Below are 20,099 nucleotides of genomic sequence, written 5' to 3'. Positions count from 1 at the left end.
AGCTCAGAGACCCATCTTCGCGAGACTGTCCACGGTCTGCGCGTTCAGCTCGACGAGATCGTTCACGATCAGGTTGTGTCCTTCGGGATGCACCACGCCAAGACCAGGAATGTCCGTGCCGTCCTTGATCGGCTGCCCCCTGGCCACCATCGTGCCCAGCGTGACGAACACCTCGCCCGCCTGCTCGGGATTCCACATGTAGCCGCCCGTCAGCACGCCGTCATGGACGAGGCGCTTGCCCTGGCCCGGCGAGAACGGTCCCAGCACGAGCACCTGTTTTTCTTCGTGCTTTTCGGCCACCGCGCGCGCGGCGCCGATCGGCCCCTGGCTGCCGAACGCGAGAATCGCGCGCAGGTTGGGATGCGCGAGCATCAGGTCCAGCGCTGTCTTGCGCGAGGCGTCCACGTTTTCGGCCACGCCGTAGCGGTCGCCCACGAGCTTCATATCGGGGTAGTTCGCCTTGAGGTAGGCGATGGCCGCGTCCGCCCAGGCGTTATGCAGCGGCACCGTGAGCGAGCCGACAAAGACCGCGTATTCGCCCTTGCCGCCCAGGTCCTTCGCCAGCGTCTTCGCATACGCCTCGCCAAAGCCCTTGGCCGATGCGAGTTCGAAGTCCCAGTCCGTGTTCTGCTGCTTGGGCGACTCGTGCGTGATCACCTTGATGCCGGCGGCACGGGCACGCTGCAGCACCGGTTCGAGCACCTGCGCGTCGTTCGGCACTACGCCGATGACGTCGACATGCTGCGCGATGAGGTCTTCGATCGCACGCACCTGAAGGGCCGGGTCGGCACTCGTCGGCCCCACCATGAAAGCCTTCACACCCAGTTCGTCGGCGCGCTTCTTGATGCCGGCCTCCATGGCGTTGAACCAGGGAATGCCGCCCACCTTCACGACCACCCCGATCACGGGATGGTCCGGCGACGCACAGGCAAATCCCGTCGCGAACGAAAAAGCAAGAATTCCGGCGCACAGCCGGCGCAGCAATCTGTTTGTCATGTCTCCTCCGACTCTGGAACGGGCCGCATTCGGGCCACTTTTCAATTGCTGAATCCATTCAGCAAATTGATGTGGTGTATGCTGAAACCATTCAGCAATGGTTGGAAGAGGGTGAAAACCCTAATATGGCGGGGTGCGCCAAAGCGGCTACCGTCGGCCGGACAGGTTGAGCGCGCTCGGGGAGCAGACAGAGATGAAGGGCATGACCAGCGGACGAAAGTCCACGATCTACGACATCGCCACGGCGACGGGGTCTTCGATATCCACCGTGAGCATGGTGCTGAACGGCACGTGGGCGCGCTACCGGATCAAGGAAGCGACGGCGAACCGCATCCTCGAGTGCGCGCAGACGCTCGGCTACCAGGTCAACATGAAAGCGCGCGGGCTGCGGCTCTCACGCTCGGGCCTCGCCGGCATGATCATTCCGCACTACCGCAACCGGTTCTTCGCGGGCCTCGCGCAAACCTTCGAGGACTCGGCGCGCAGCCGCGGCCTCTGCCCGATCGTCGTGAGTACGCAGCGCGACCCGGCGGTCGAGTTGAGCGTCACGCAAACGCTGCTGTCCCAGCGCGTGGAAATGCTGTTCATTGCCGGCGTGCGCAATCCAACGCCCTTGAACACGCTGTGCGACGAGGCCGACGTCGTGTCGATCAACCTCGACCTGCCCGGCGACGGCGCGCCTTCGGTGGTCTCAGACAACCGCGCGGGCGCGCGCGTCATCACGGACGTGATGATCGACAAGCTGATTGCCGCCGGCCGCTCGCCGCAGGATCTCGTGCTGCTGGGCGGCGTGCCGCACGAGTACGCGACCGAGATGCGCATGGCCGGTTTCTTCGAAGCGTTCGCCGCGCGGCAGATCAGCCCCGGCAGCGACGCGGTGGAACTGTGCGGCTACAACGCGGCGGCCGCCCGGCACGCGCTCGCGCGGCGTCAGGAGAAACACGGCCGGGTGCCGGCAGGCATGCTCATGAACGCCATCAACGCCTTCGAAGGCCTGGTTCATTTCGCTTCGCAGTTGCCGCGGGACGCGCTGCGTGAAGCGGTGGTCGGGTGCTTCGACTGGGACCCGTTCGCGGCGCATTTGCCCTTCGACGTCACGATGCTTCATCAGGACGTGCAGCGTATCGTTTCGGAGGCGTTCTCGCTCGTCGACAACCGCGAAGCCGGGGTGCACCCTCGCGTTGTCGTTCCGATGAATTTTGGCGAGATGTTCGACGACGACGAACGCACCATCAAGGAAGAACACGATCGTTGAAGGTCGCGCCCGCACGGCCTTTCAACGACTGACCGCGAGCAAGAGAGCGCCCCTCAGAACATCGGCGCCCCGAGCCGCTGGCTCGCGCGCTTGCCGAACGCCTTCAACTGCTGCGCGAGCGGTCCGTCCGGCTTCGAATCGAAGCTGTTGAATGGCCCGATGGCCGTCACGACCGCCGCGATCTGCCGGCGGGCATCGAAGACCGGCACCGCGGTCGCGGCAATGCCGGGCACCATCAGCCCTTCGATCACCACGATGCCGTGCTCGCGCGCCGCCGCGAGACGGGCATTGAGCGGCGAGCCGGCTTCGTGCAACTGCGCCTGGAGGTCGTCGGGCTCGGCCGCGAGCACCGGCGCCTGATCCGCGGCGCCCAGATGCGCGGCGAACGTGAGCCCGGTGGCCGAGCGCAGCAGCGGCATGGTCGCGCCGGCCCGCGTGAGCACGGTCACCTCGCCCACCATCTCCACCACGCGCACCACGGTCGGACCATGGTTCGCCCACACCGCGACGAAGCAGGTGTGTCCCGTTTCGTCGCGCAGGTCGGGCAGCATGTCCGAGATATTGCCGACCACGTCGATATGGGCAAGCGCCGCAAGGCCGATCGCCACCGCCGCCGGTCCCAGCGCATAGCGGCCCGACTGCTTTTCCTGGGTCGCGAGACCGCTCGCGATCATCGCCTGCAGATAGCGATGCGCTTTCGCGGGCACCATGCCCGCCACCTCGCTGATGTTGGTCAGCGAGGCCGAGGGTCCAAGGCTCGCGAGAGCCTTCAGGATTTCGGCGCCGGTTTCCGCCGATTGCACGCGGGTTCTTGGAGTCTTTCTCGTCTCGTTGGTCGCCATAACGCTCCCGGTGTTGCGCATCGATAGCAAAGACCACCAGTCTACCTTGCGACACCGCCCGGTCGTGCCCCCTCAGGCCTCCGGATGGCGCGTGGCCTGCATCGACGCACGCGTGGCGAAGCGCGCGAACCAGTCGGCCAGCGCGGTGCGCGAGCGCCAGCCTTCGTCCGGAAAGCGCAGGTCCAGATAACCGAGCGCGCAGGCCACGGTGATCGTGCCGATGTCCACGCGCTCGCCGAATTCCGGCACCCACGCGGCGAACTGGTCGAGCGCCGACACCACTTTCTCGTGCTGGCCGTTGAACCACGGCGCGTAACGCAGGTCTTCCGGCCGGATGACCTGCTCATAGCGCATGAGCAGCGCGGCGCCGATCAGGCCGTCGGCAAGCGCCTGCTCGCGCAGCGCGCGCCAGCGTGCCTCGCCCGCGGCCGGGAAGAGCTTGCCGTGCGGCGCGTCGAGGTATTCGCAGATCACGCGGCTGTCGTAGAGGGCGCCCTCGTCTTCGTGTTCCTGTTCGCCCGCCAGCAGGGTCGGCACCTGACCGAGCGGATTGCGCGCGACCACGGTGGCGTCGCGCGTGACGGGATTCGCGTTGCTCGCAAGACGCTCGACAGGCATGCCGAGTTCGGCGGCGCATACGAGCACCTTGCGCACGTACGGCGAGTACGGCGAATAATAAACACGCAGCGAAGCACGCAGCGGCGATAGCGTGAGCGACATGGGGTCTCCTGGGTAGTTCGATGAATTCACGCGACTATAGGGGATTCAGCGCGGCGGCGCATGCAGCGCGTAATCGGCGCCCTGCGCGTGCGTCAGATAGCCCGCGGTCAGGCCGCCGTCCACCTCCAGCACGCTGCCCGTTACATAGGAAGCCGCATCCGAGAGCAGAAACGCGATCGATTCGGCTACTTCCTCGACGAGGGCGAAACGCCCGAGCGGCGTGCGATCGAGCATCACGCCGTCACGAAAGGCCGCGGGCACGCCTACGTTCAGCATCGGTGTGTCGACGCCGTTGGGCGCCACCGCATTCACGCGCACGCCGCGATTCCCCCACTCGGTCGCAAGGCTCTTCACGAGACCGACGAGGCCCCACTTCGAAGCCGCATAGTTAGCTCTCCCAGGCTGCCCGCCGCGCGCCGTGACCGAAGCGAGACACACGATGCTGCCGTGCCGGCGCGCCAGCATGGCCGCCGCCGCATGCTTGCAGGTGAGGAAGGTGCCGCGCAGGTTGATGTCGAGCACGAGATCCCATTGCTCGGCGCTCATGCTTTCGGCAGGCGCGCTGCGCGCGAGGCCTGCGCAGGGCACGACGTCGGTGATCGCGCCGAGTTCGCGTTCGACGCGTGCGACGAACGCTTCAATCTGCGCTTCTTCGCGCACGTCGACCACGCCATGCAGAAAGGGAATCGCGCTACCAAGCCACTCGCGCAGCGCGCGCAGGCCCGCCTCGTCGAGATCGGCGGCGGCAATGCCCACGCCCTGGGCCGCGAGCCGCTCGCAAACCGCGGCGCCGATGCCGCTCGCGGCTCCCGTGACGAAAGCGATGCGCCGGGAAGTGTCGTTCATGATGACAATGCCTCTTTGTTGTACGGCGACGGCGTCACGAGGTGCGCGTCGCGGTTGGCTGCTGCGGGCTCGCCCGCGATGTCACGGCCCGCGATATAGCCGAAGGTGAGCGCGGGGCCGAGCGTGATGCCCGCCGCCGGATAGGTCCCGCCCATCACCGAGTTCATGTCGTTGCCCACCGCATAGAGGCCGGCGATCGCGGTCCCGTTGCCGTCGAGCACCTGGGCGCGCTCGTTCGTTTCGAGGCCCGTTGCGCTGCCGATGTCGCCGGGCACGATCCGCACCGCGTAGAACGGCCCGGTTTCGATCGGACCGAGACACGGATTCGGCCGCTGCGAGGCGTCGCCCAGATAGCGGTCGTAAGCCGAGTTGCCGCGTCCGAACTCCTCGTCCACACCGCGCTTCGCAAACGCGTTCATTCTGGCGGCGCTTTGCGCGAGCGCCTCGGGCGGCACGCCGATTTCGTGCGCGAGCGCATCAAGCGTCGTGCCGCATTTCAGATAGCCGCTGCGCACATAACGCCCGAGCGAGAGCGAACGCGGACGCACGCGTCCCAGCCCGTACCTGCGCACGAAGTCGCTGTCGCAGACGAGCCAGGCGGGCACGCAGGGCGCTGTTTCATTGGCGCGATGCATGGCCGCGACGAAGTCGTGATACGAGGTGGCCTCATTGGCAAAGCGCAGACCGTTCGCATCGACGGCCATGATGCCGGGCTTCTGCCGGTCGGTGATGAGGTGCGGGAATACCGCTTCGCGGCCATCGCCGTCGCGAAACACCGAAACCGGCGTCCAGAAGGCCGCGCCTGCATTGCCGCTCGCGAAATGGCCGCCCAGCGGCTCGGCCAGCAAGGCGCCGTCGCCCGTGTTGCCTTCGGGCGCCATCGAGCGATGCAGGTCCGCGTGCGGCACCAGCTTCGCGCGCAACGCCGCGTTCTGGGCGTAGCCGCCGGTGGCGAGCACGACGGCACGGCGCGCGACGATGACCCGCCTCCTGCCGCCGATCTCGACCGTCACGCCGCTCACGCGCGCGCCGTTCGTTTCGAGGCGCGTTACGCGCGCGCCAGGAATGAGCGTGATGCCCGCATCGTGCGCCGATTTCAGGAGGCGCGCCGCCAGCGCATTGCCAAGCACGAGCCGCGTGCCGCGCGACCATTTCAGTCGATCCTTCGCATACCTTAGCAAGAGCGGCAGCGCATGTCCGAGCGCCGCAACGCTCTTGTGCATGGCCAGCAGCGCGTCGATGTCCTTGCGGTTCACCATCATGCCACCGAGCGCGAGAAAGCTCGGCAGCGGCCGGCGCAACTGCTCGAACAGATTTCCAAGCGTGCGTCCGTCGAACGGCGCGGGATCGATCGTGCGGCCGCCCGGCATGGCGCCGTCGAGTTCGGGCTTGTAGTCGGGCGAAACGGCGCGCGCGATGAAATGAACCTCCGTGTGCGCCTCCATGAAGCGCACCATCTCCGGCCCGTGCTGCAGATAGGCCTCCATCAGCGGCTCGCGCAAGGCTTCGCCCACGGTCTGGCGCAGATAGCGGCGCGCCGCGTCGAGCGTGTCGCGATGGCCGACGCCGGCCATGTGCGGATTGTCGGGAATCCATACCGCGCCGCCCGAGACGGCCGTGGAGCCCCCGAACTGCGCGGTCTTTTCCAGCACCAGCACGGAAAGTCCCGCGTGCCGGCACACGAGCGCGGCGCCGAGTCCGCCCGCGCCCGAGCCGACCACGACGACGTCGTAGGCTTCATTCACCTGATGGTTTGCCGCTGCGCCTGTCATTGCGCACCTCCTCGTTCTTCGCTTGCTGTTCCATCGGTTGTCCTGAATGCATCACTGCATCCGGTATCCGCCGTTTACATCGACCGTCGTGCCGGTCTGGTAGCCCGCCTCGGCGCTGACGAGGTGGACGACGGCGGCGGCCACGTCCTCGGGCAGACCGAGACGGTTGAGCGGAATGGCCGCGGCGGCCTGTGCATCGCGCTCGGGCGGCAGCGAAAGACGCAGCATGGGCGCGTCGATCAGGCCCGGCGCCACGGCATTCACGGTCACGCCCTGCGGCGCGAGCTCGCGCGCGAGCGCCTTCGTCAAGCCGAGCACGGCGGCCTTGCTCGCGATATATGCGGCGTTCGAGCGATACCCGCCCAGTTGCGCCGCGACCGACGAAAGCGTGACCACGCGGCCGAACGTCGGCCCCGCGGGCAGACGGCGCGCGTACTCGCGGCACACGAGAAAACAGCCCGTCTGGTTGATGTCGACGTTGCGCTGCCAGTCGGCGAGCGACGTTTCCACGACGAGCGGCCGGTCGCCGTCCGGCTTGAAGTGCAGGATGCCCGCGCTGTGCACGAGAATCTCGGGGCGGCCCATGTCGGCCGTCACGGCGTCGAAAGCGGCGCCCACCGCCGCTTCGTTGGCGACGTCGAGCGCGTATGCGCCGTGCCCCGCGCCTTCGAGCGACGCGGCCACGTCGCGCGCGGCCGCGAGTTGCAGATCGGTCACCGCCACGCGATGGCCCGCCGCGGCAAGCGCGCGGCAGATCGCGACGCCGATGCCGCCGGCGCCGCCCGTCACGAGTGCGACGCGGCGGCGGGAGGAAGTCTGGGTCATGATGATAGGTTCTCTCATCGAAGCCTGATGAAACCGGCGAAGCGCAGCGGAACGCGCCTCGCCGCCGTATCGATGGCGCTCAGGCGAGCGCCGAATCCTGCTGGCGCCGGCGATAGGCAGGTGTGAGCAGTTGCAGCGCGAGTGCGCCGACCAGCACGAAGCCGCCCATGGTCGCCATGGCCGCCTGGAAACTGCCCGTGGTCTGCGTGAGCCAGCCGATGATCGCGGGCCCGAAGAAGCCGCCCATGTTCGAGACCGCGTTGACGAACGCGAGCGTCGCGGCGGCGGCCGTACCGCTGAAGAACAGCGTGGGCAGCGTCCAGTAGGCGGGCATCGAGGCGTAGAGGCCGATCATCGCGAGGCACAGCCAGCTCATGGCCCACACCGGCTGATGCAGCGTGAGCGACGCGCCGACGAACGACACGCAGGCCAGCAGTTGCGGCAGGATCACGTCGGACAGACGCATCGTGCGGGACCGGCAGCGGCGCGCCCACAGCAGCATGGCGGCGGCGCCGAGCAGATTCGGCAGCGCGGTCAGCAAACCGATCGTCGTCGTCGAGGCGCCGAAGGTCTTGATGATCTGCGGCAGCCAGAAGCCCGCGCCATAGAAGCCGATCACGAAGCACACGCCGGTGAAGGTGATGACGAGCGTGCGCAGATCCGTGAGCGATTCGAGCACCTCGCGCCAGCCGTGCGCGCGCATCCGGGCCGCGTCCTCCTGCTGCTCGTGGTCGATCTTCGCCTGCAGCCATTCGCGTTCGCCGCTTGCAAGCCACTTCACCTGCGAAGGCTGGTTGCGCAGCACGCGCAGCGTCACGAAGCCCAGCACGATGGCGGGCAGACCCTCGGCAATGAAGATCCAGCGCCAGCCCGGCAGACCCGCGACGCCGTTGAGCGCCTGCAGGATGAACGACGACACCGGGCCCCCGATCGCCGCCGCGATCGGCAGCGAGATCATGAAGCGCGCGATGATGCGCGTGCGCTGCTCGCGCGGAAACCAGAACGTCAGATAGAACAACACGCCCGGAAAGAAGCCCGCTTCGCTGATACCAAGCAGGAAACGCATGGCGTAGAAGCTCTTCGGTCCGGCGATCATGGAGGTCGCGAGCGTCACGCAGCCCCATGCGATGATGATGCGCGTGAGCCACAGGCGGGCGCCGTAGCGCACCATCATCAGATTGCTTGGCACTTCGAACGGCAGCATGCCGACGAAGAAGATGCCTGCGCCAAGGCCGTACATCGCGGGCGTAAGGCCGATGTCGTGGTTCATCTGCAACGCCGCGAAGCCGACGTTGGTGCGGTCGATGAAACTCACGATATAGAGCAGGAACAGAAACGGGATCAGGCGCCAGGCGGTCTTCTTTAGGATCGCGGCTTGTTCGGCTGGGTTCATGGAGTGTCTCCTCTGCGCGGCGCCTTTCGTGGGCCGCGCCTGATTTAGTGGGTCATGCTGCTCAGAGGCTGCCGCTCAGAAGCTGCCGCCCAGCGACTTGCCGCCGTCCACCATCAAGGTCTGGCCGGTGATGAAGTCCGTTTGCGGCGACGCCAGAAAGGCCACCGCGTTTGCGATGTCCTCGGGGCGCGCGGCGCGCCCGGTGGGCTGCAGCGCGAGTTGCGCGGCGCGCCGCTCGGGCGTGAGGGCCTGCAGCATCGGCGTGTCGACGAGCCCCGGCGCCACGGCGTTCACGAGAATGCCGCGCTCCATCAATTCCATCGCCATGGCCCGCGTGAGGCCCACGACGGCCGCCTTCGCCGCCACATAGTGCGCGTGATTGCGCGCGCCGAGATACGCCCGCGAAGCGATGTTCACGATCTTGCCGCCCGGGGGCAAACGCCGTGCCGCCTGCTGGCTCAGGCTGAAGAGCGCGATGACGTTGAGCTCGTAGTGGCGCCGGAAATCCTCGGCGGTGAGCGCCATGAAAGCGCGCTCGTCGAAGATGCCCGCGTTGTTCACGAGCGCGTCCAGACGCGGCAGCGACTCGATCAGCGCTGCCGTCGCCGGTCCGTCGCGCAGATCCATCGCGTGCGACTGCGCGGATCCGCCGGCCGCACGAAGCGCCTCTGCCACGGCCTGCGCCGCCGCGCCGTCCAGGTCCAGCGCCACGACGTGAAAGCCGTCGCGCGCGAGACGCCGCGCGATCGCCTGGCCAATTCCGCCCGCGGCACCCGTCACGACGGCATAGGGCCGGCCTGCTGCTGGCTCATGAGTCGACATCGCTCCTCCTGCTAATTTGCGTAAATATTTACGCAAATCGTAAATTTGAGATTGGGAGGGGGCAATGCTCCAAAACCCTAGGCGAACGCGAACGCCGGATTTCCGCGGCAGCGAAACGCTGCGCGGAGTCATCCGGGAAGAAATTGATGAAAAGCTTTCGATGGGGCGCACGGAAGCCGATAGCGCTACCCGTGCATGGGGATGGGTGGGAGAGGGAATTCGGGGAACGCTCGACGGTGGATCAACGCCCGGCTCTCGATCCGGTCCGCAACATCACGTCTGCGCGTTCGCTGTCGTCGAGATCCTCATCCTCCTGGAAGTCCTCACCATTGCGGACCGCCAGCGCTCACAGCTCCGATTCGATCGGTAGCAGTCCCAGGAACCAGATGCCGGCACGCCGCATGAAAGAAACATCCGGCTCCGAATCCAGCTCCGTCACCGTTCCGTTCTCGGCGGTGTCGATCCAGACGATCCGGCGCTTGCCGTCCGCGTCGGTACGCAGCTCGACTCGCCAGGCCCCCGTGTCCAGGTTCGGTTCGACGTCGTCGATCACCTGGCCGGCAATCGCCGGACTGTTGCACAGCACGCCGATCTCCGTGTTGAGATGGTTCGAGCGAGGATCGAGATTCATCGAGCCGATGAAAATGCTTTGCCGGTCGAAGACATACGTTTTCGCATGCAACGAGGCTCTTGAAGAGCCGAAGAACCCGTGCTGCGACTTCACCTTGCTCGATCCGGTCGGCTTCAGCTCATAGAGGCGCACGCCCGCTTCGAGGAGATCCTCGCGATAGTGCTGATATCCCGCATTCACTGCGCCGACATCGGTGGCGGCCAGCGAGTTGGTCAACACCGTCACCTGTACCCCGCGCGCGGTCTGCTCGCGTATCCATGCCACGCCCTCTTTCCCCGGCACGAAATAAGGCGAGATGATGAGCATCTCGTGCTCGGGCCTGAGGTTCAGGGCGTCGAACCGCGTCATGAGGTGACCCTGCGGGTCGTTCGGGTCGCGTGTGACCTTGGCCGGATCGTCGTACAGGAGCGTGGCTTGCCCCCACGAGAAATCGGCATCGCCTGCGTCGAGGATCCGGGCCATCCGCTTTCGGGCTTCCACGACGTAGGGCGAGTCATGCTCCGCTTTGATGTATTCGTCCAGCTTGGTCCGGTAGTCCGCCAGCGCTGACGGATCCGCCGGATGTCCCACCAGTTGCGCGATCGAATACGACGATTCGGCATTCCAGAACTGGTCGAAGGCATGGGAAACGTTCCGGACAATCGGACCGTGCATCAGCACGTCGAGATCGCCCATGGCAAAGACTTTCGATGCGCCGAAGTATTCGTCGCCGATATTGCGTCCACCGAGAATGGCGGCCTCGTTGTCCGCAATCATCGCCTTGTCGTGCATGCGCCGGTCGACGCGGGAAAATTCCAGGGCAGTCGCGAGCGACTTGAAGTGGCGGCTCGCGACCGGGTTGAACAGCCGTATCTTCACGTTCGGGTGCGAGCTGAGTGCGAGCAGAACCTGATCGTCGGCGTTCGTGCCCAGGTCGTCGAGCAGGACACGAACGCGTACGCCGCGGTCCGCCGCCTGGAGCAGCGCCGCCGCGAGTTCGCGCCCGGTCAGATCGTCATGCCAGATGTAGTACTGCAGGTCGAGCGAGCGGTCGGCCGTTTGGGCGAGCGCCACGCGCGCCACGATCGCGTCGACCGGATCCTGCAGCAGATGAAACGCGCTGTTGCCCGGATGGCTCTGCTCCTGCGGCGTGAAGATCGCGCCGAGCCGTGTGGACTCCGTGTCTTGAAGCGCGAAGGTTGGGGACCGGCCGCTCTGCGGCGGCAGACTCGCGCACGCGGCCAACATGAAAACCAGAACGCTTGCGATGAGACTCTGTAGTTTTGTCATGTCCGCACTGTGCGAGATAACAAGCGATCGCCGGCCACGCGTGCTGCGCCGATGCCGGGTGTGATAACCGTTATAGACGCCGGTTCGTCCAGGCGCAACCGTGCAGACAGCCGTTCGCCGATGCCGTTGTCGAGGGCAACTTGCCGGCGAAAAATGGCATGTTTTTGCTCTCAATGGACCGTGCCTGCTCTCCGGTTCGCGTGCATGCGATCGTTGTCGCCCGCCGATCGCAATACCAGACCAAATCGCACAAGACCATGCAATCCCTGGGTGACGGCGGTTTCGTAAGATCACGGCTCCCACTCAACTCGGAGAAACCGCATGGCCGACTATAAATTGACCACTCTGGTTGCCGGCGCAGTCGCAACCGCCCTTGCTGCCATCGCAGCGGCCCCCGCAAGTGCGCAGGAATTCACCGACGCGCAAAAGAAGATTCAGGCTGAGCACACCGCGCTCGTCAAATCGGGCAAGGTCGAACCGTGCTTCGGCACCGCGCTGAAAGGCCAGAACGACTGCTACGCGGGCGCCGGGACAACCTGCGCGGGAACGAGCACCGAAGACTACCAGGGCAACGCATTCCGGCTCGTGCCCAAGGGCACCTGCACGAGCATCTCCACGCCGAAGGGTCCGGGCAGCCTCTCTCCCAAAGCCTGATCCCGATCAAGGTCCGGGTCTCGCGAGAGGCCCGGACCGCGGGTTCCCTCCGTCACCCTACCGGCCTGCCATGTCTGACTCGTCGCCCCGTTCGTCGTCGGCTCCCGCCAGCCTTCGCCTGCCGCCGCGCGCGGGCGTGGGCCTCAAGGCCGAGCACTACCGCACGATTCTCGAGGTCCGGCCGGACATCGGCTTCTTCGAGGTTCATGCGGAAAACTATATGGGCGCCGGCGGGCCGCCCCACCGCTTCCTGACCGCCATCCGCGACGCCTACCCGCTTTCGCTTCATGGCGTCGGCCTGTCGATCGGCGCGGACCGTCCGCTCGACCCGGTGCATCTGCAACGGTTGCAAACGCTGATTACCCGCTATGCGCCGGGGCAGTTTTCCGAGCATCTGGCCTGGTCCAGCCATCGCTGCGGCTTTCTCGACGACCTGCTGCCGGTGCCGTACACCACGCGCAGCCTCGCTCGCGTCGTCGAACATATCGACCAGGTGCAGGAAGCGCTAGAACGTCAGATGCTGCTCGAAAATCCCTCGACGTACCTGGCCTTCGAAGAAAGCACCTATGCGGAGGCCGAATTCATCGCCGCCATCGTGCAGCGAACCGGTTGCGGCCTTCTGCTCGACGTCAATAACGCGTACGTCGCATCGATCAACCAGCAGTGGGATCCGCGCGCCTATATCGACGCCCTGCCGCTCGCGGCGGTGCAGCAGATCCACCTGGCCGGCCATGCGCGGCAGTCGGACGACCAGGGCCGTCCGCTGCTCATCGACACGCACGACCGCCACGTCGCCGGCGTCGTATGGGACCTCTACGCCCATACGATCCGCCGGACCGGCCCGCTTCCCACCCTGGTCGAATGGGACGCGAATCTGCCCGACTGGAGCACGCTCGCCGCGCAAGCCGCACGCGCCGACGCCGTCATGCAGGCGGCGGCGCGACCCGGCGGCGCCGACCGCGACGACACGCTGCCGCCTTGCCCCCTCACGCCTCATCAGCCAACCAGGATACAGATGCCATGAGCCAGCGAAAGGTCCTTGTCTACTACGCGTGGAGCCGTCCGGGCGAGAACGGCGCCCCGCTCCACGTGATCGAAGATCGATTCCCCGCGCTTTTCGAAAGCCGCAGGATGGGCTTTCCGAAGTTCCACGACTATGCCGACCCGGCCCGGTTCGACCAGAGCATCGCGGGCTTCCTCGACCACATCATGAAGCGCAACTTCACCGCGTTCGTCGAACTGGCGGCGACGCTCACCGGGCAGCCGGTCACGGAGATCGAGCGCGTCGCGGACGATGGCACGCTCACGCCGCTCGACGCTCGCACGCTGGACGGCGTGGATACCCTGATCGTGATCAGCTTCGATTCGCTTCGTACTGCTCAGAAAGCCGATGGCGGCGAGATCGATGCGGTTCGGGCGTTCCTCGCGCGGCCCGACCACCTCGCCTTCGTCTGCCCGCATCACGACATCGGCGACGTGGAGGGGGTGGACGAGGACGACCGGTTACGCCGCCAGATAGTGGAGTTCGAGCACCACGGCGACAAGACCATCCCGCCGCGTCAGCGCTTCGGCGGCCTCGCGCGCTCGCTGCTCGCCGGTCTCGGCATGCCCGTGGAAAACCGCTTTGGCCTGCGGCCCAAAGCCGAGGCGAACGGATCTCCGTCCCCTATCGAAGCCGGAACGGATATCGACCGGTTAGGCATCCTTCGAAACGTCGCGACCTTCAATCTGCACCCGCACCTGCCGCAGCTCGAACGTCTCGGCGACGCAGCGAGCAAGCTGGATGTTCTTGCCCGCCAGCCCGTCGATCTCGCCGCGCCGCCCCACCCGTTCACGCTGGAACGGTCGACGTTCGACGCGCTCCTGCAGTCGCGCGAGGACACGTTCGAGGGCACGCTGCTCGTGAGCGATACGACACTCTGGAGCTCGACCGCCGGCGGTGTCGAAAGCCTGCGCCAGTTGTGGACGAACGTCGTGCAACGACCGTTGCGCGCGTGAGGACGACATGACGCCCCGATCATCCGCCCGCATGTTTCCGCCATCGCCGTGCCGTGCCGCGCACCGTGCGCGCCCGCACGCGCGCTCCCTGCACGATCGCCAGAAGGACTTCGCCGCCGCGCTGCTCGACCCCGCCGTGCCGATACCGCGCGGCCTCGTCGGCCCCGACCGGAAGCCGGACGTCAAACGCTTCAATGTCTATCGCAACAACGTCTTTGCCGGGCTGATCGGCGCGCTGAAAGCGGCTTTCCCCGCGGTGCGCCGCATCGTGGGCGACGAGTTCTTCACGGCGATGGCGCGGATCCACGTCGCCCTCGATCCGCCCGGCTCCCCGGTCATGCTCGAATACGGGGAAGCGTTTCCGGGCTTCATCGAAGCGTTCGAGCCGGCGAAAGGCGTGCCGTATCTGGCCGACGTCGCGCGGCTCGAACGCGCATGGGCAGAGGCCTATCATGCGGCGGAATCCGCACCGGCCGCGCCAGGCGCGCTCGGTGCACTCGAAGCGCAATGCCTTCCTCGCGTCGGCTTCACGCTGCATCCGTCGTTGCGGGTCGTGCGCTCGCCCTTTCCCGTCGTCGACCTGTGGCAGATGAATATCGACGGCGGCAATCCGGCCGCCATCGACGTCTTCGGTGGCGGCCAGCACGCGCTCGTCGTCCGCCCGCATGCCGAAGTCGAGGTTCGTCGGATAACGGCCGGCGCGGCGACGTTCGTCCAGTGTCTCGCTGCGGGGGATCCGATTGCGGCCGCCGCCTTGCTCGCACAAAACGACGATCCGGGCTTCGACCTGGCCCGCGCGCTAGGCGAGCTGTTCGCAACCGACGCGATAGCCGGATGGAACCTGCGGGACGACCGGGACGTTCTCCCGGGTGCGAGGCGCGCATGAACCCGTACGCGCCACCGACGAAACCCCGCGTCGAGCTGCTGATCCGTTCCGGGCTGGACCGGCTTCGGGAGCTCGCGTGGCGGGTCGCGCCCCCCTTGCTGCGGCTCGCCCTCGCGCTGCCCTTCCTTCGATCCGGCCGCACACGATGGGACGGTTTCCTCTCCCTCTCGCCGGCCACGCTGTACCTGTTCGAGAATCAGTTCAAGGTTCACCTGTTCGGCGCAGCCTTTGGCTTTCCCGCGCCGGACACCGTCGCGCTTTTCGTTGCCGTGGCGGAGATCACGCTCCCCATCCTGCTCATCCTCGGACTCGCGACGCGGCTGACGGCACTCGCGCTACTGGTGATGACGGGAGTCATTCAACTCGTTTTTCCCGACGGCTGGGCGAACTTCCACCTGTACTGGGCCTCCCTTGCTGTCGGGATCATGGCGATCGGTCCAGGCGCGCTGTCACTGGACCGGCTGATCGAGCGCTGGTCGTACCGCCGCAGCCGCCTTGATGAATCGCTATGACGTCATCGTCATCGGCTGCGGCCCGGGCGGATACAACACCGCGATTCGCGCGGGCCAGCTCGGCTTCAACGTTGCCTGCATCGAACGCGCGCCGCAGCCGGGCGGCGCCGGCATCCGCACGGGCTGCTTGCCCTCGCGGCTGCTGCTGCATGCCTCCGAGCTGTACGACATCGCGAACCGGACACGGAACGCCGCGCGCGGAATCGACTCCGCGACGACGCTGCAGCTTGCGCGGATGATGGACCGCAAAGCGGCGATGGTCGACACGATGTCGAGGAAAACGCGCGGCCTGCTGCGCGCGCAGCAGGTCCGGCTCATTTCCGGCCACGCGCGGCTCGCCGGCGCGGGCACGGTGGTGCTCACCCGAACCGATGGGGCGCAGCAGACCTTGTCCGCCCCCGCGGTCGTCGTCGCCACCGGCTCCGAACCGATCCCGCTGGCCGCCGCCGCATTCGATCACGCCCGCATCGTCGATTCCGCCGATGCGCTGTCGCTCGACCGGATCCCGCGGCATCTGGCCATCGTCGGCGCGGGGGCCGTCGGCGTCGAACTGGGCTCGATCTGGCATCGTCTCGGTTCGCGCGTCACCCTGATCGAGCGTCGCGACCGCATCTGTCATTGGCTCGACAGCGAAGTCGCGGCCACCCTGCAGCGCGCGCTCAGGCGACAGGGCATCCGCATCCGGCTCTCCACCGACGTGGTCGGTCTCGACCGGCGGTCCGAAGGCGTGGCCGTCCATCTTCGCAGCGCAAGCCCCCACGGCGCGACGACGCTCGACGCGGACACGGTGCTCGTCGCAATCGGCCGCCGGCCATTCGTCGACGGGCTGAATCTGTCGAGCGTCGGCATCCAGCCCGGCGCGGAGGGCGCATTGCCTCAGCGTGGGCCGCTCGCAGGCACGCGCGGACTCTGGGTCGTGGGCGACGCCGCCGCCGGGCCGATGGTGATGTCGAAGGCCGAAGAGGAAGCGATTGCGTGCGCCGAGCAGATCGCCGGGCTGCCGGGATTCGTCAACTATGCATCGATCCCTCAGGTGCTTTACGCGAGTCCCGAAGTCGCGATGATCGGCAAAACCGAGGACGAGCTTCGGCAAAGCGGCGTGCCGTACAAAGTCGGCCGCTATCCGCTCGCCGCCAATGCAAACGCGATCATCCGCGATACGTCCGAGGGATTCGTCAAGCTGCTGGTCGACTCCCGCACCAACCTCATCGCGGGCGCGCATCTCGTCGGCGCGGGCGCGGCGGATCTGATCTCGCAGGTGGCCGTCGCCATGGAAGCCTCGATGCTCTGCGAAGACTTCGCCCGGATCTGCCATCCGTATCCCGCGTGGTCGGAATCGCTGCGTCAGGCCGCCATGGCCGCAGGCGGATGGATGATGCACGCCCGGATGTCTTCGCTTTAATCTGCGTTTGCGTTCGCGCCCACGCCGCCGGCGATCAGCCAGAGAAATGTGGCGCCCGCATCGACCAGCGAAAAGGAGCCGCTCACCGCCGCCGGAATCGAAAGCATCAATCGTCCAGTTCGAGCAAGAAACGGCAAGCCATCGAAGGGCAAGCCACGTATCGTCCCAAGACGCCGCGTATGAATCTGGAGGAGAACGATGATTGGCTATGCACTCTTTGCGCGCCTCGACGCGAAGCCTGGCAAAGAAGACGAAGTGGCGGCATTCCTCGCCCAGGCGCTCGACATGGCGAATCGCGAATCGACGACGCCCATCTGGTTCGCGTTGCGCCTGTCCGGCTCGAGCTTCGGCATCTTCGACGCTTTCGCTTCCGAGGCAGACCGGAATGCGCATCTGTCCGGCCCTATCGGGCAGGCCCTGATGTCGCGCGCCGCCGATTTGCTCGCGGCACCGCCGGCCATCGAGCTCATCGACGTACTGGGCATCAAGAACCCGATGCAGGCGAACGATTGATGATGGCGCGCGCGTGAGCGCCGACGCCGACACGCTTCCCGCAATCGAACCCGTACCGCTGCAGCCTCGCGCGCGGCGTTGCCGTCCACGCTGTTCCGCGCCGTCCTGCGAATTGATCCGGGCGCGAAGTTCGCTGCGCAACCGCGCGCCATCATGGACCCGCGCGGCTAGCGCACGCGTCAGCAACGCCGCGCCGGTTGTGCCAAACTAGTCAGGCGCCAAGCTCGATGTGCGAATCCGGATCCGCCCAGGAGAGGCACCAATGATCACCGCATTCGAATCCCCAGGACGGCGGGGCGGCAGCAGCAACGCCCTGACACCCGATCACACGAAGCTCGCAGAAGCCGTCCCCCGACAATCGGGCCAGCCCCGGCTGATCACGATCGACGAGATCCTGCATGCACGGCCGCAGCGGCCGGTCGCGACCACGCGCGGCCGCGGCTGGACCGGGGTGACGGTCGATGTCCACCGCCCCTACTTCGGCTGCTCCGAACGCTATGCCGGGGTCGACCATCACCTGATCGGCTACTGCCCCTCCGGCAGCGCCAGGCTGGTGCAGACGCGGGCGGGCGTCGTCCACGACGGCACGATCTCGGCCGGCACCACCTACCTCATGCCGGCCGGCTGCGACTCAGTATGGGAGGGCGATTCCGGGCAGTCCGTCCGCCTGCGCGTCCCCCCTTCGCTCGTTGCGCTCGCCGGCGAACAACTCGGCCGCCAGAATGTCCGGGTTGAAATCCGCAGCCTATTTCTGGTGCGCGATCCCGTGATCGAGCGGCTTGCCCAAGGCCTCGTCAGCGAAATCGACATGAAAGCGCATCCGGCGCAGGTGCTCATCGTCGACTCCCTGTCCGCGGCGCTGGCGGCTCACCTGCTGCGCAGCTACAACGCGTTCGAACCCGCCGAGTTCGCGCCGGACCGCTCGCTCGGCAAGCTCGAAGTCGCCCGGCTGACGGAATTCATCGAGGACAATCTCGACCGGCCAATCTGCCTCGACGATCTGGCGGCACTCGTGAACGTGAGCCGGTTCCATTTCAGCCGGCTATTCAAGCGCACGATCGGCGTCACGGCGATCAGCTACGTGGAGCAGTGCCGGATCCGTCGCGCCAGGTCGCTGATTCTCGAAACCAGGTTGCCGCTTGCGGAAATCGCGCTGTTGACGGGCTTTGCCGACCAGAGTCATTTCACCCGACGTTTCCAGCGCCATGTCGGCTGCACGCCGGCCGCATTCGCACGCGAACAGGGCCAGCGTCGCGCGGCGCCACGCCTTCCACGATCGCAAAAATCTTCCGGAAGCGATTGAAGAATGGTGCTACCAACAGCGTCTTGTTGCGCCCATGGATCCGGTTGAAGCATCCTTGCTGCGATGTGGACAGAGGGCGCAGATTTTCTCCAACCGACGTCAGGTGAGAATATTCAGGACAGCTTCGAAGGGGAATACCGCACGGTGATACGAGAAGCATTCAACGCTTCACCTCGCCGCCAATCCCCTGGAAATCCTCACCATTCCGGATCCGCTCACGCGCTCAGAACTTCACCCGGAACTGAAACCCGATCGTGAACGGCAGGTCGTCGGAAGGAATCGGCGGAATCACGATGAAATTCATGCCCACGCGCTTGTACGCCACCATCACGATGGGTGCCGCGACCGGGCCGATCGTGTGATTGCGGCCAAGGCCCCAGTCGCCGTAGTTGTAGCCCGAGATGATGCCGCCCATCGCGGCGAGCCGCACGTAGCCCCAATGCAGGAATTCCGGCGCCCACACCCCGCCGCCGTAGAACGACGGCCGGCGCAGCGAGTTGCGAAACCCGCCCGCCGTGAGCGCCCACGTGTCGCCCGGCCAGCACTCCACGCCGAGCCCCGGATTGAATTGTTCGAAGTCCTTGTCGGGATGGATGTGATACGAGGCCGCCATCGCATCGACCCAGAGGCCGCTGCTGCACCAGCCGTCGGCACGGGCGCTGCCCGCCGCAGCCAGCAGCAGCACGCCGGCCGCCGCAATTCTGATTGTCTTTATGATTGCCGTGCCGCCGTGCCTGCGCCAAAGATGCATGGGTCTTTGTCCTCGCTCTCGCCGATCTGCCTGGTTTTGCTGGATTCAGGTCATGGCGCACTGTACCGCAACTCGATGCTCACGCAATGGAGGCCGCGCCCGGATCGGGCCCGCGCGGACAGTCGACGCCGCCGGCGATTATGAGGAGCTCGTGAGTCGCGACGATGACCGCACGAGCCGGCGCCTCACAGGCCGAGTTCGCTCAAGCCCGGATGGTCGTCGGGACGGCGGCCCAGCGGCCAGCGGAAGAGGCGGTCCCGCTCGGCGATCGGCAGGTCGTTGATGCTCGCGTGGCGGTACGCCATCAGCCCGTTCGCGTCGAATTCCCAGTTTTCGTTGCCGTACGAGCGGAACCAGTTGCCCGAATCGTCGTGGCATTCGTAGGCGAAGCGAACCGCGATACGATTCTCCGTGAAGGCCCACAGCTCCTTGATCAGGCGGTAGTCGAGCTCGCGCGCCCACTTGCGCGTGAGCAATTCCACGATGGCCGCGCGGCCCGTGACGAACTCGGCGCGGTTGCGCCACACGCTCTGCGGCGTATAGGCAAGCGAGACCCGCTGCGGATCGCGCGTATTCCAGCCGTCTTCGGCCGCGCGCACCTTCTGGGCGGCGGTTTCGCGCGTGAACGGCGGCAGGGGCGGGCGGACTTCGACAGCATCACTCATGATCTTTCTCCACGAAACGGTCGGCCCGCCGGGATGGCGAGCGC

Annotated in this window: 21 protein-coding genes; 9 read left to right on the top strand and 12 right to left on the bottom strand. The window is 66.5% G+C overall.

Translation table 11 applies throughout. The features are described 5' to 3' along the window. Positions 1-3: 3 nt before the first annotated feature. Complete coding sequence (locus V8683_RS19620; protein WP_411191886.1) at positions 4-996, bottom strand: substrate-binding domain-containing protein; 993 nt, start codon at positions 994-996, stop codon at positions 4-6. Between the two features lie 193 nt (positions 997-1,189). Between V8683_RS19620 and V8683_RS19615 the strand changes: the two genes are divergently transcribed. Beyond that, positions 1,190-2,251 (top strand): LacI family DNA-binding transcriptional regulator, encoded by a 1,062-nt coding sequence (locus tag V8683_RS19615; RefSeq protein WP_411191887.1) that lies wholly within the window; start codon positions 1,190-1,192, stop codon positions 2,249-2,251. 53 nt (positions 2,252-2,304) lie between these two features. On the opposite strand, the gene V8683_RS19610 is transcribed toward V8683_RS19615, so the two are convergent. From V8683_RS19610 to V8683_RS19575, 8 genes are all read right to left on the bottom strand, one after another. Continuing rightward, a complete protein-coding gene (locus V8683_RS19610; protein WP_411191888.1) occupies positions 2,305-3,054 on the bottom strand; it encodes an IclR family transcriptional regulator in 750 nt (249 codons plus the stop codon). A 111-nt stretch (positions 3,055-3,165) separates the two neighbouring features. Then, positions 3,166-3,813: a glutathione S-transferase family protein gene (locus tag V8683_RS19605; protein WP_411191889.1), complete on the bottom strand. Its 648-nt coding sequence runs from the start codon at positions 3,811-3,813 to the stop codon at positions 3,166-3,168. Between the two features lie 45 nt (positions 3,814-3,858). Further along, positions 3,859-4,659, bottom strand: coding sequence for an SDR family NAD(P)-dependent oxidoreductase (locus V8683_RS19600; protein WP_411191890.1), 801 nt, complete (start codon positions 4,657-4,659; stop codon positions 3,859-3,861). Next, positions 4,656-6,431 carry an FAD-dependent oxidoreductase gene (locus V8683_RS19595; RefSeq protein WP_411191891.1) on the bottom strand — a complete coding sequence of 592 codons (1,776 nt, stop codon included), beginning with the start codon at positions 6,429-6,431 and terminating at the stop codon, positions 4,656-4,658. Before V8683_RS19595 ends, V8683_RS19600 begins: the two co-directional genes overlap by 4 nt. A gap of 51 nt (positions 6,432-6,482) precedes the next feature. Then, the gene (locus V8683_RS19590) at positions 6,483-7,256 is read right to left on the bottom strand and encodes an SDR family NAD(P)-dependent oxidoreductase (protein WP_411191892.1); all 774 of its coding nucleotides are present in this window, start codon (positions 7,254-7,256) and stop codon (positions 6,483-6,485) included. A gap of 79 nt (positions 7,257-7,335) precedes the next feature. Further along, a complete protein-coding gene (locus V8683_RS19585) occupies positions 7,336-8,649 on the bottom strand; it encodes an MFS transporter (protein ID WP_411191893.1) in 1,314 nt (437 codons plus the stop codon). Between the two features lie 75 nt (positions 8,650-8,724). Continuing rightward, positions 8,725-9,471: an SDR family NAD(P)-dependent oxidoreductase gene (locus tag V8683_RS19580; protein ID WP_411191894.1), complete on the bottom strand. Its 747-nt coding sequence runs from the start codon at positions 9,469-9,471 to the stop codon at positions 8,725-8,727. 346 nt (positions 9,472-9,817) lie between these two features. Beyond that, positions 9,818-11,371: a phospholipase D family protein gene (locus tag V8683_RS19575; protein WP_411191895.1), complete on the bottom strand. Its 1,554-nt coding sequence runs from the start codon at positions 11,369-11,371 to the stop codon at positions 9,818-9,820. Positions 11,372-11,692: 321 nt separating this feature from the next. On the opposite strand from V8683_RS19575, the gene V8683_RS19570 reads away from it, so the two are divergent. The 6 genes from V8683_RS19570 to V8683_RS19545 all read left to right on the top strand — a co-directional run bounded on the left by V8683_RS19570 (position 11,693) and on the right by V8683_RS19545 (position 16,823). Then, positions 11,693-12,025 carry a BufA1 family periplasmic bufferin-type metallophore gene (locus V8683_RS19570; protein WP_411191896.1) on the top strand — a complete coding sequence of 111 codons (333 nt, stop codon included), beginning with the start codon at positions 11,693-11,695 and terminating at the stop codon, positions 12,023-12,025. 70 nt (positions 12,026-12,095) lie between these two features. After that, positions 12,096-13,049, top strand: a complete 954-nt coding sequence (gene bufB, locus V8683_RS19565) for an MNIO family bufferin maturase (RefSeq protein ID WP_411191897.1) — start codon at positions 12,096-12,098, stop codon at positions 13,047-13,049. Further along, the gene (locus tag V8683_RS19560; RefSeq protein ID WP_411191898.1) at positions 13,046-14,023 is read left to right on the top strand and encodes a hypothetical protein; all 978 of its coding nucleotides are present in this window, start codon (positions 13,046-13,048) and stop codon (positions 14,021-14,023) included. The genes bufB and V8683_RS19560 overlap by 4 nt, the downstream gene beginning before the upstream one ends. Before the next feature lie 31 nt (positions 14,024-14,054). Beyond that, entirely contained in the window at positions 14,055-14,909 is an 855-nt protein-coding gene (locus V8683_RS19555) for an HvfC/BufC N-terminal domain-containing protein (protein WP_411191899.1), read from the top strand. Beyond that, positions 14,906-15,421, top strand: a complete 516-nt coding sequence (locus V8683_RS19550; RefSeq protein ID WP_411191900.1) for a DoxX family protein — start codon at positions 14,906-14,908, stop codon at positions 15,419-15,421. Before V8683_RS19555 ends, V8683_RS19550 begins: the two co-directional genes overlap by 4 nt. Continuing rightward, positions 15,408-16,823: a dihydrolipoyl dehydrogenase family protein gene (locus V8683_RS19545; RefSeq protein WP_411191901.1), complete on the top strand. Its 1,416-nt coding sequence runs from the start codon at positions 15,408-15,410 to the stop codon at positions 16,821-16,823. Before V8683_RS19550 ends, V8683_RS19545 begins: the two co-directional genes overlap by 14 nt. Here the strand turns inward: V8683_RS19545 and V8683_RS19540 are convergent. Next, on the bottom strand, positions 16,820-16,975 hold the full coding sequence (locus tag V8683_RS19540) for a hypothetical protein (protein ID WP_411191902.1): 156 nt from the start codon (positions 16,973-16,975) through the stop codon (positions 16,820-16,822). The genes V8683_RS19545 and V8683_RS19540 overlap by 4 nt on opposite strands. Before the next feature lie 46 nt (positions 16,976-17,021). On the opposite strand from V8683_RS19540, the gene V8683_RS19535 reads away from it, so the two are divergent. Together V8683_RS19535 and V8683_RS19530 are read left to right on the top strand one after the other, a co-directional pair. Beyond that, a complete protein-coding gene (locus tag V8683_RS19535) occupies positions 17,022-17,336 on the top strand; it encodes a putative quinol monooxygenase (protein ID WP_411191903.1) in 315 nt (104 codons plus the stop codon). A 262-nt stretch (positions 17,337-17,598) separates the two neighbouring features. After that, complete coding sequence (locus V8683_RS19530) at positions 17,599-18,639, top strand: helix-turn-helix domain-containing protein (protein WP_411191904.1); 1,041 nt, start codon at positions 17,599-17,601, stop codon at positions 18,637-18,639. A gap of 223 nt (positions 18,640-18,862) precedes the next feature. Here V8683_RS19530 and V8683_RS19525 read toward each other — a convergent pair whose 3' ends face one another. Together V8683_RS19525 and V8683_RS19520 are read right to left on the bottom strand one after the other, a co-directional pair. Then, positions 18,863-19,390 (bottom strand): hypothetical protein, encoded by a 528-nt coding sequence (locus tag V8683_RS19525; protein WP_411191905.1) that lies wholly within the window; start codon positions 19,388-19,390, stop codon positions 18,863-18,865. A 185-nt stretch (positions 19,391-19,575) separates the two neighbouring features. Beyond that, positions 19,576-20,055, bottom strand: a complete 480-nt coding sequence (locus V8683_RS19520; RefSeq protein ID WP_411191906.1) for a nuclear transport factor 2 family protein — start codon at positions 20,053-20,055, stop codon at positions 19,576-19,578. Positions 20,056-20,099 lie beyond the last annotated feature (44 nt).

It is taken from the genome of Paraburkholderia sp. AV2 (genome assembly GCF_054968425.1).
This window is presented reverse-complemented; position numbering and strand designations above follow the sequence as displayed.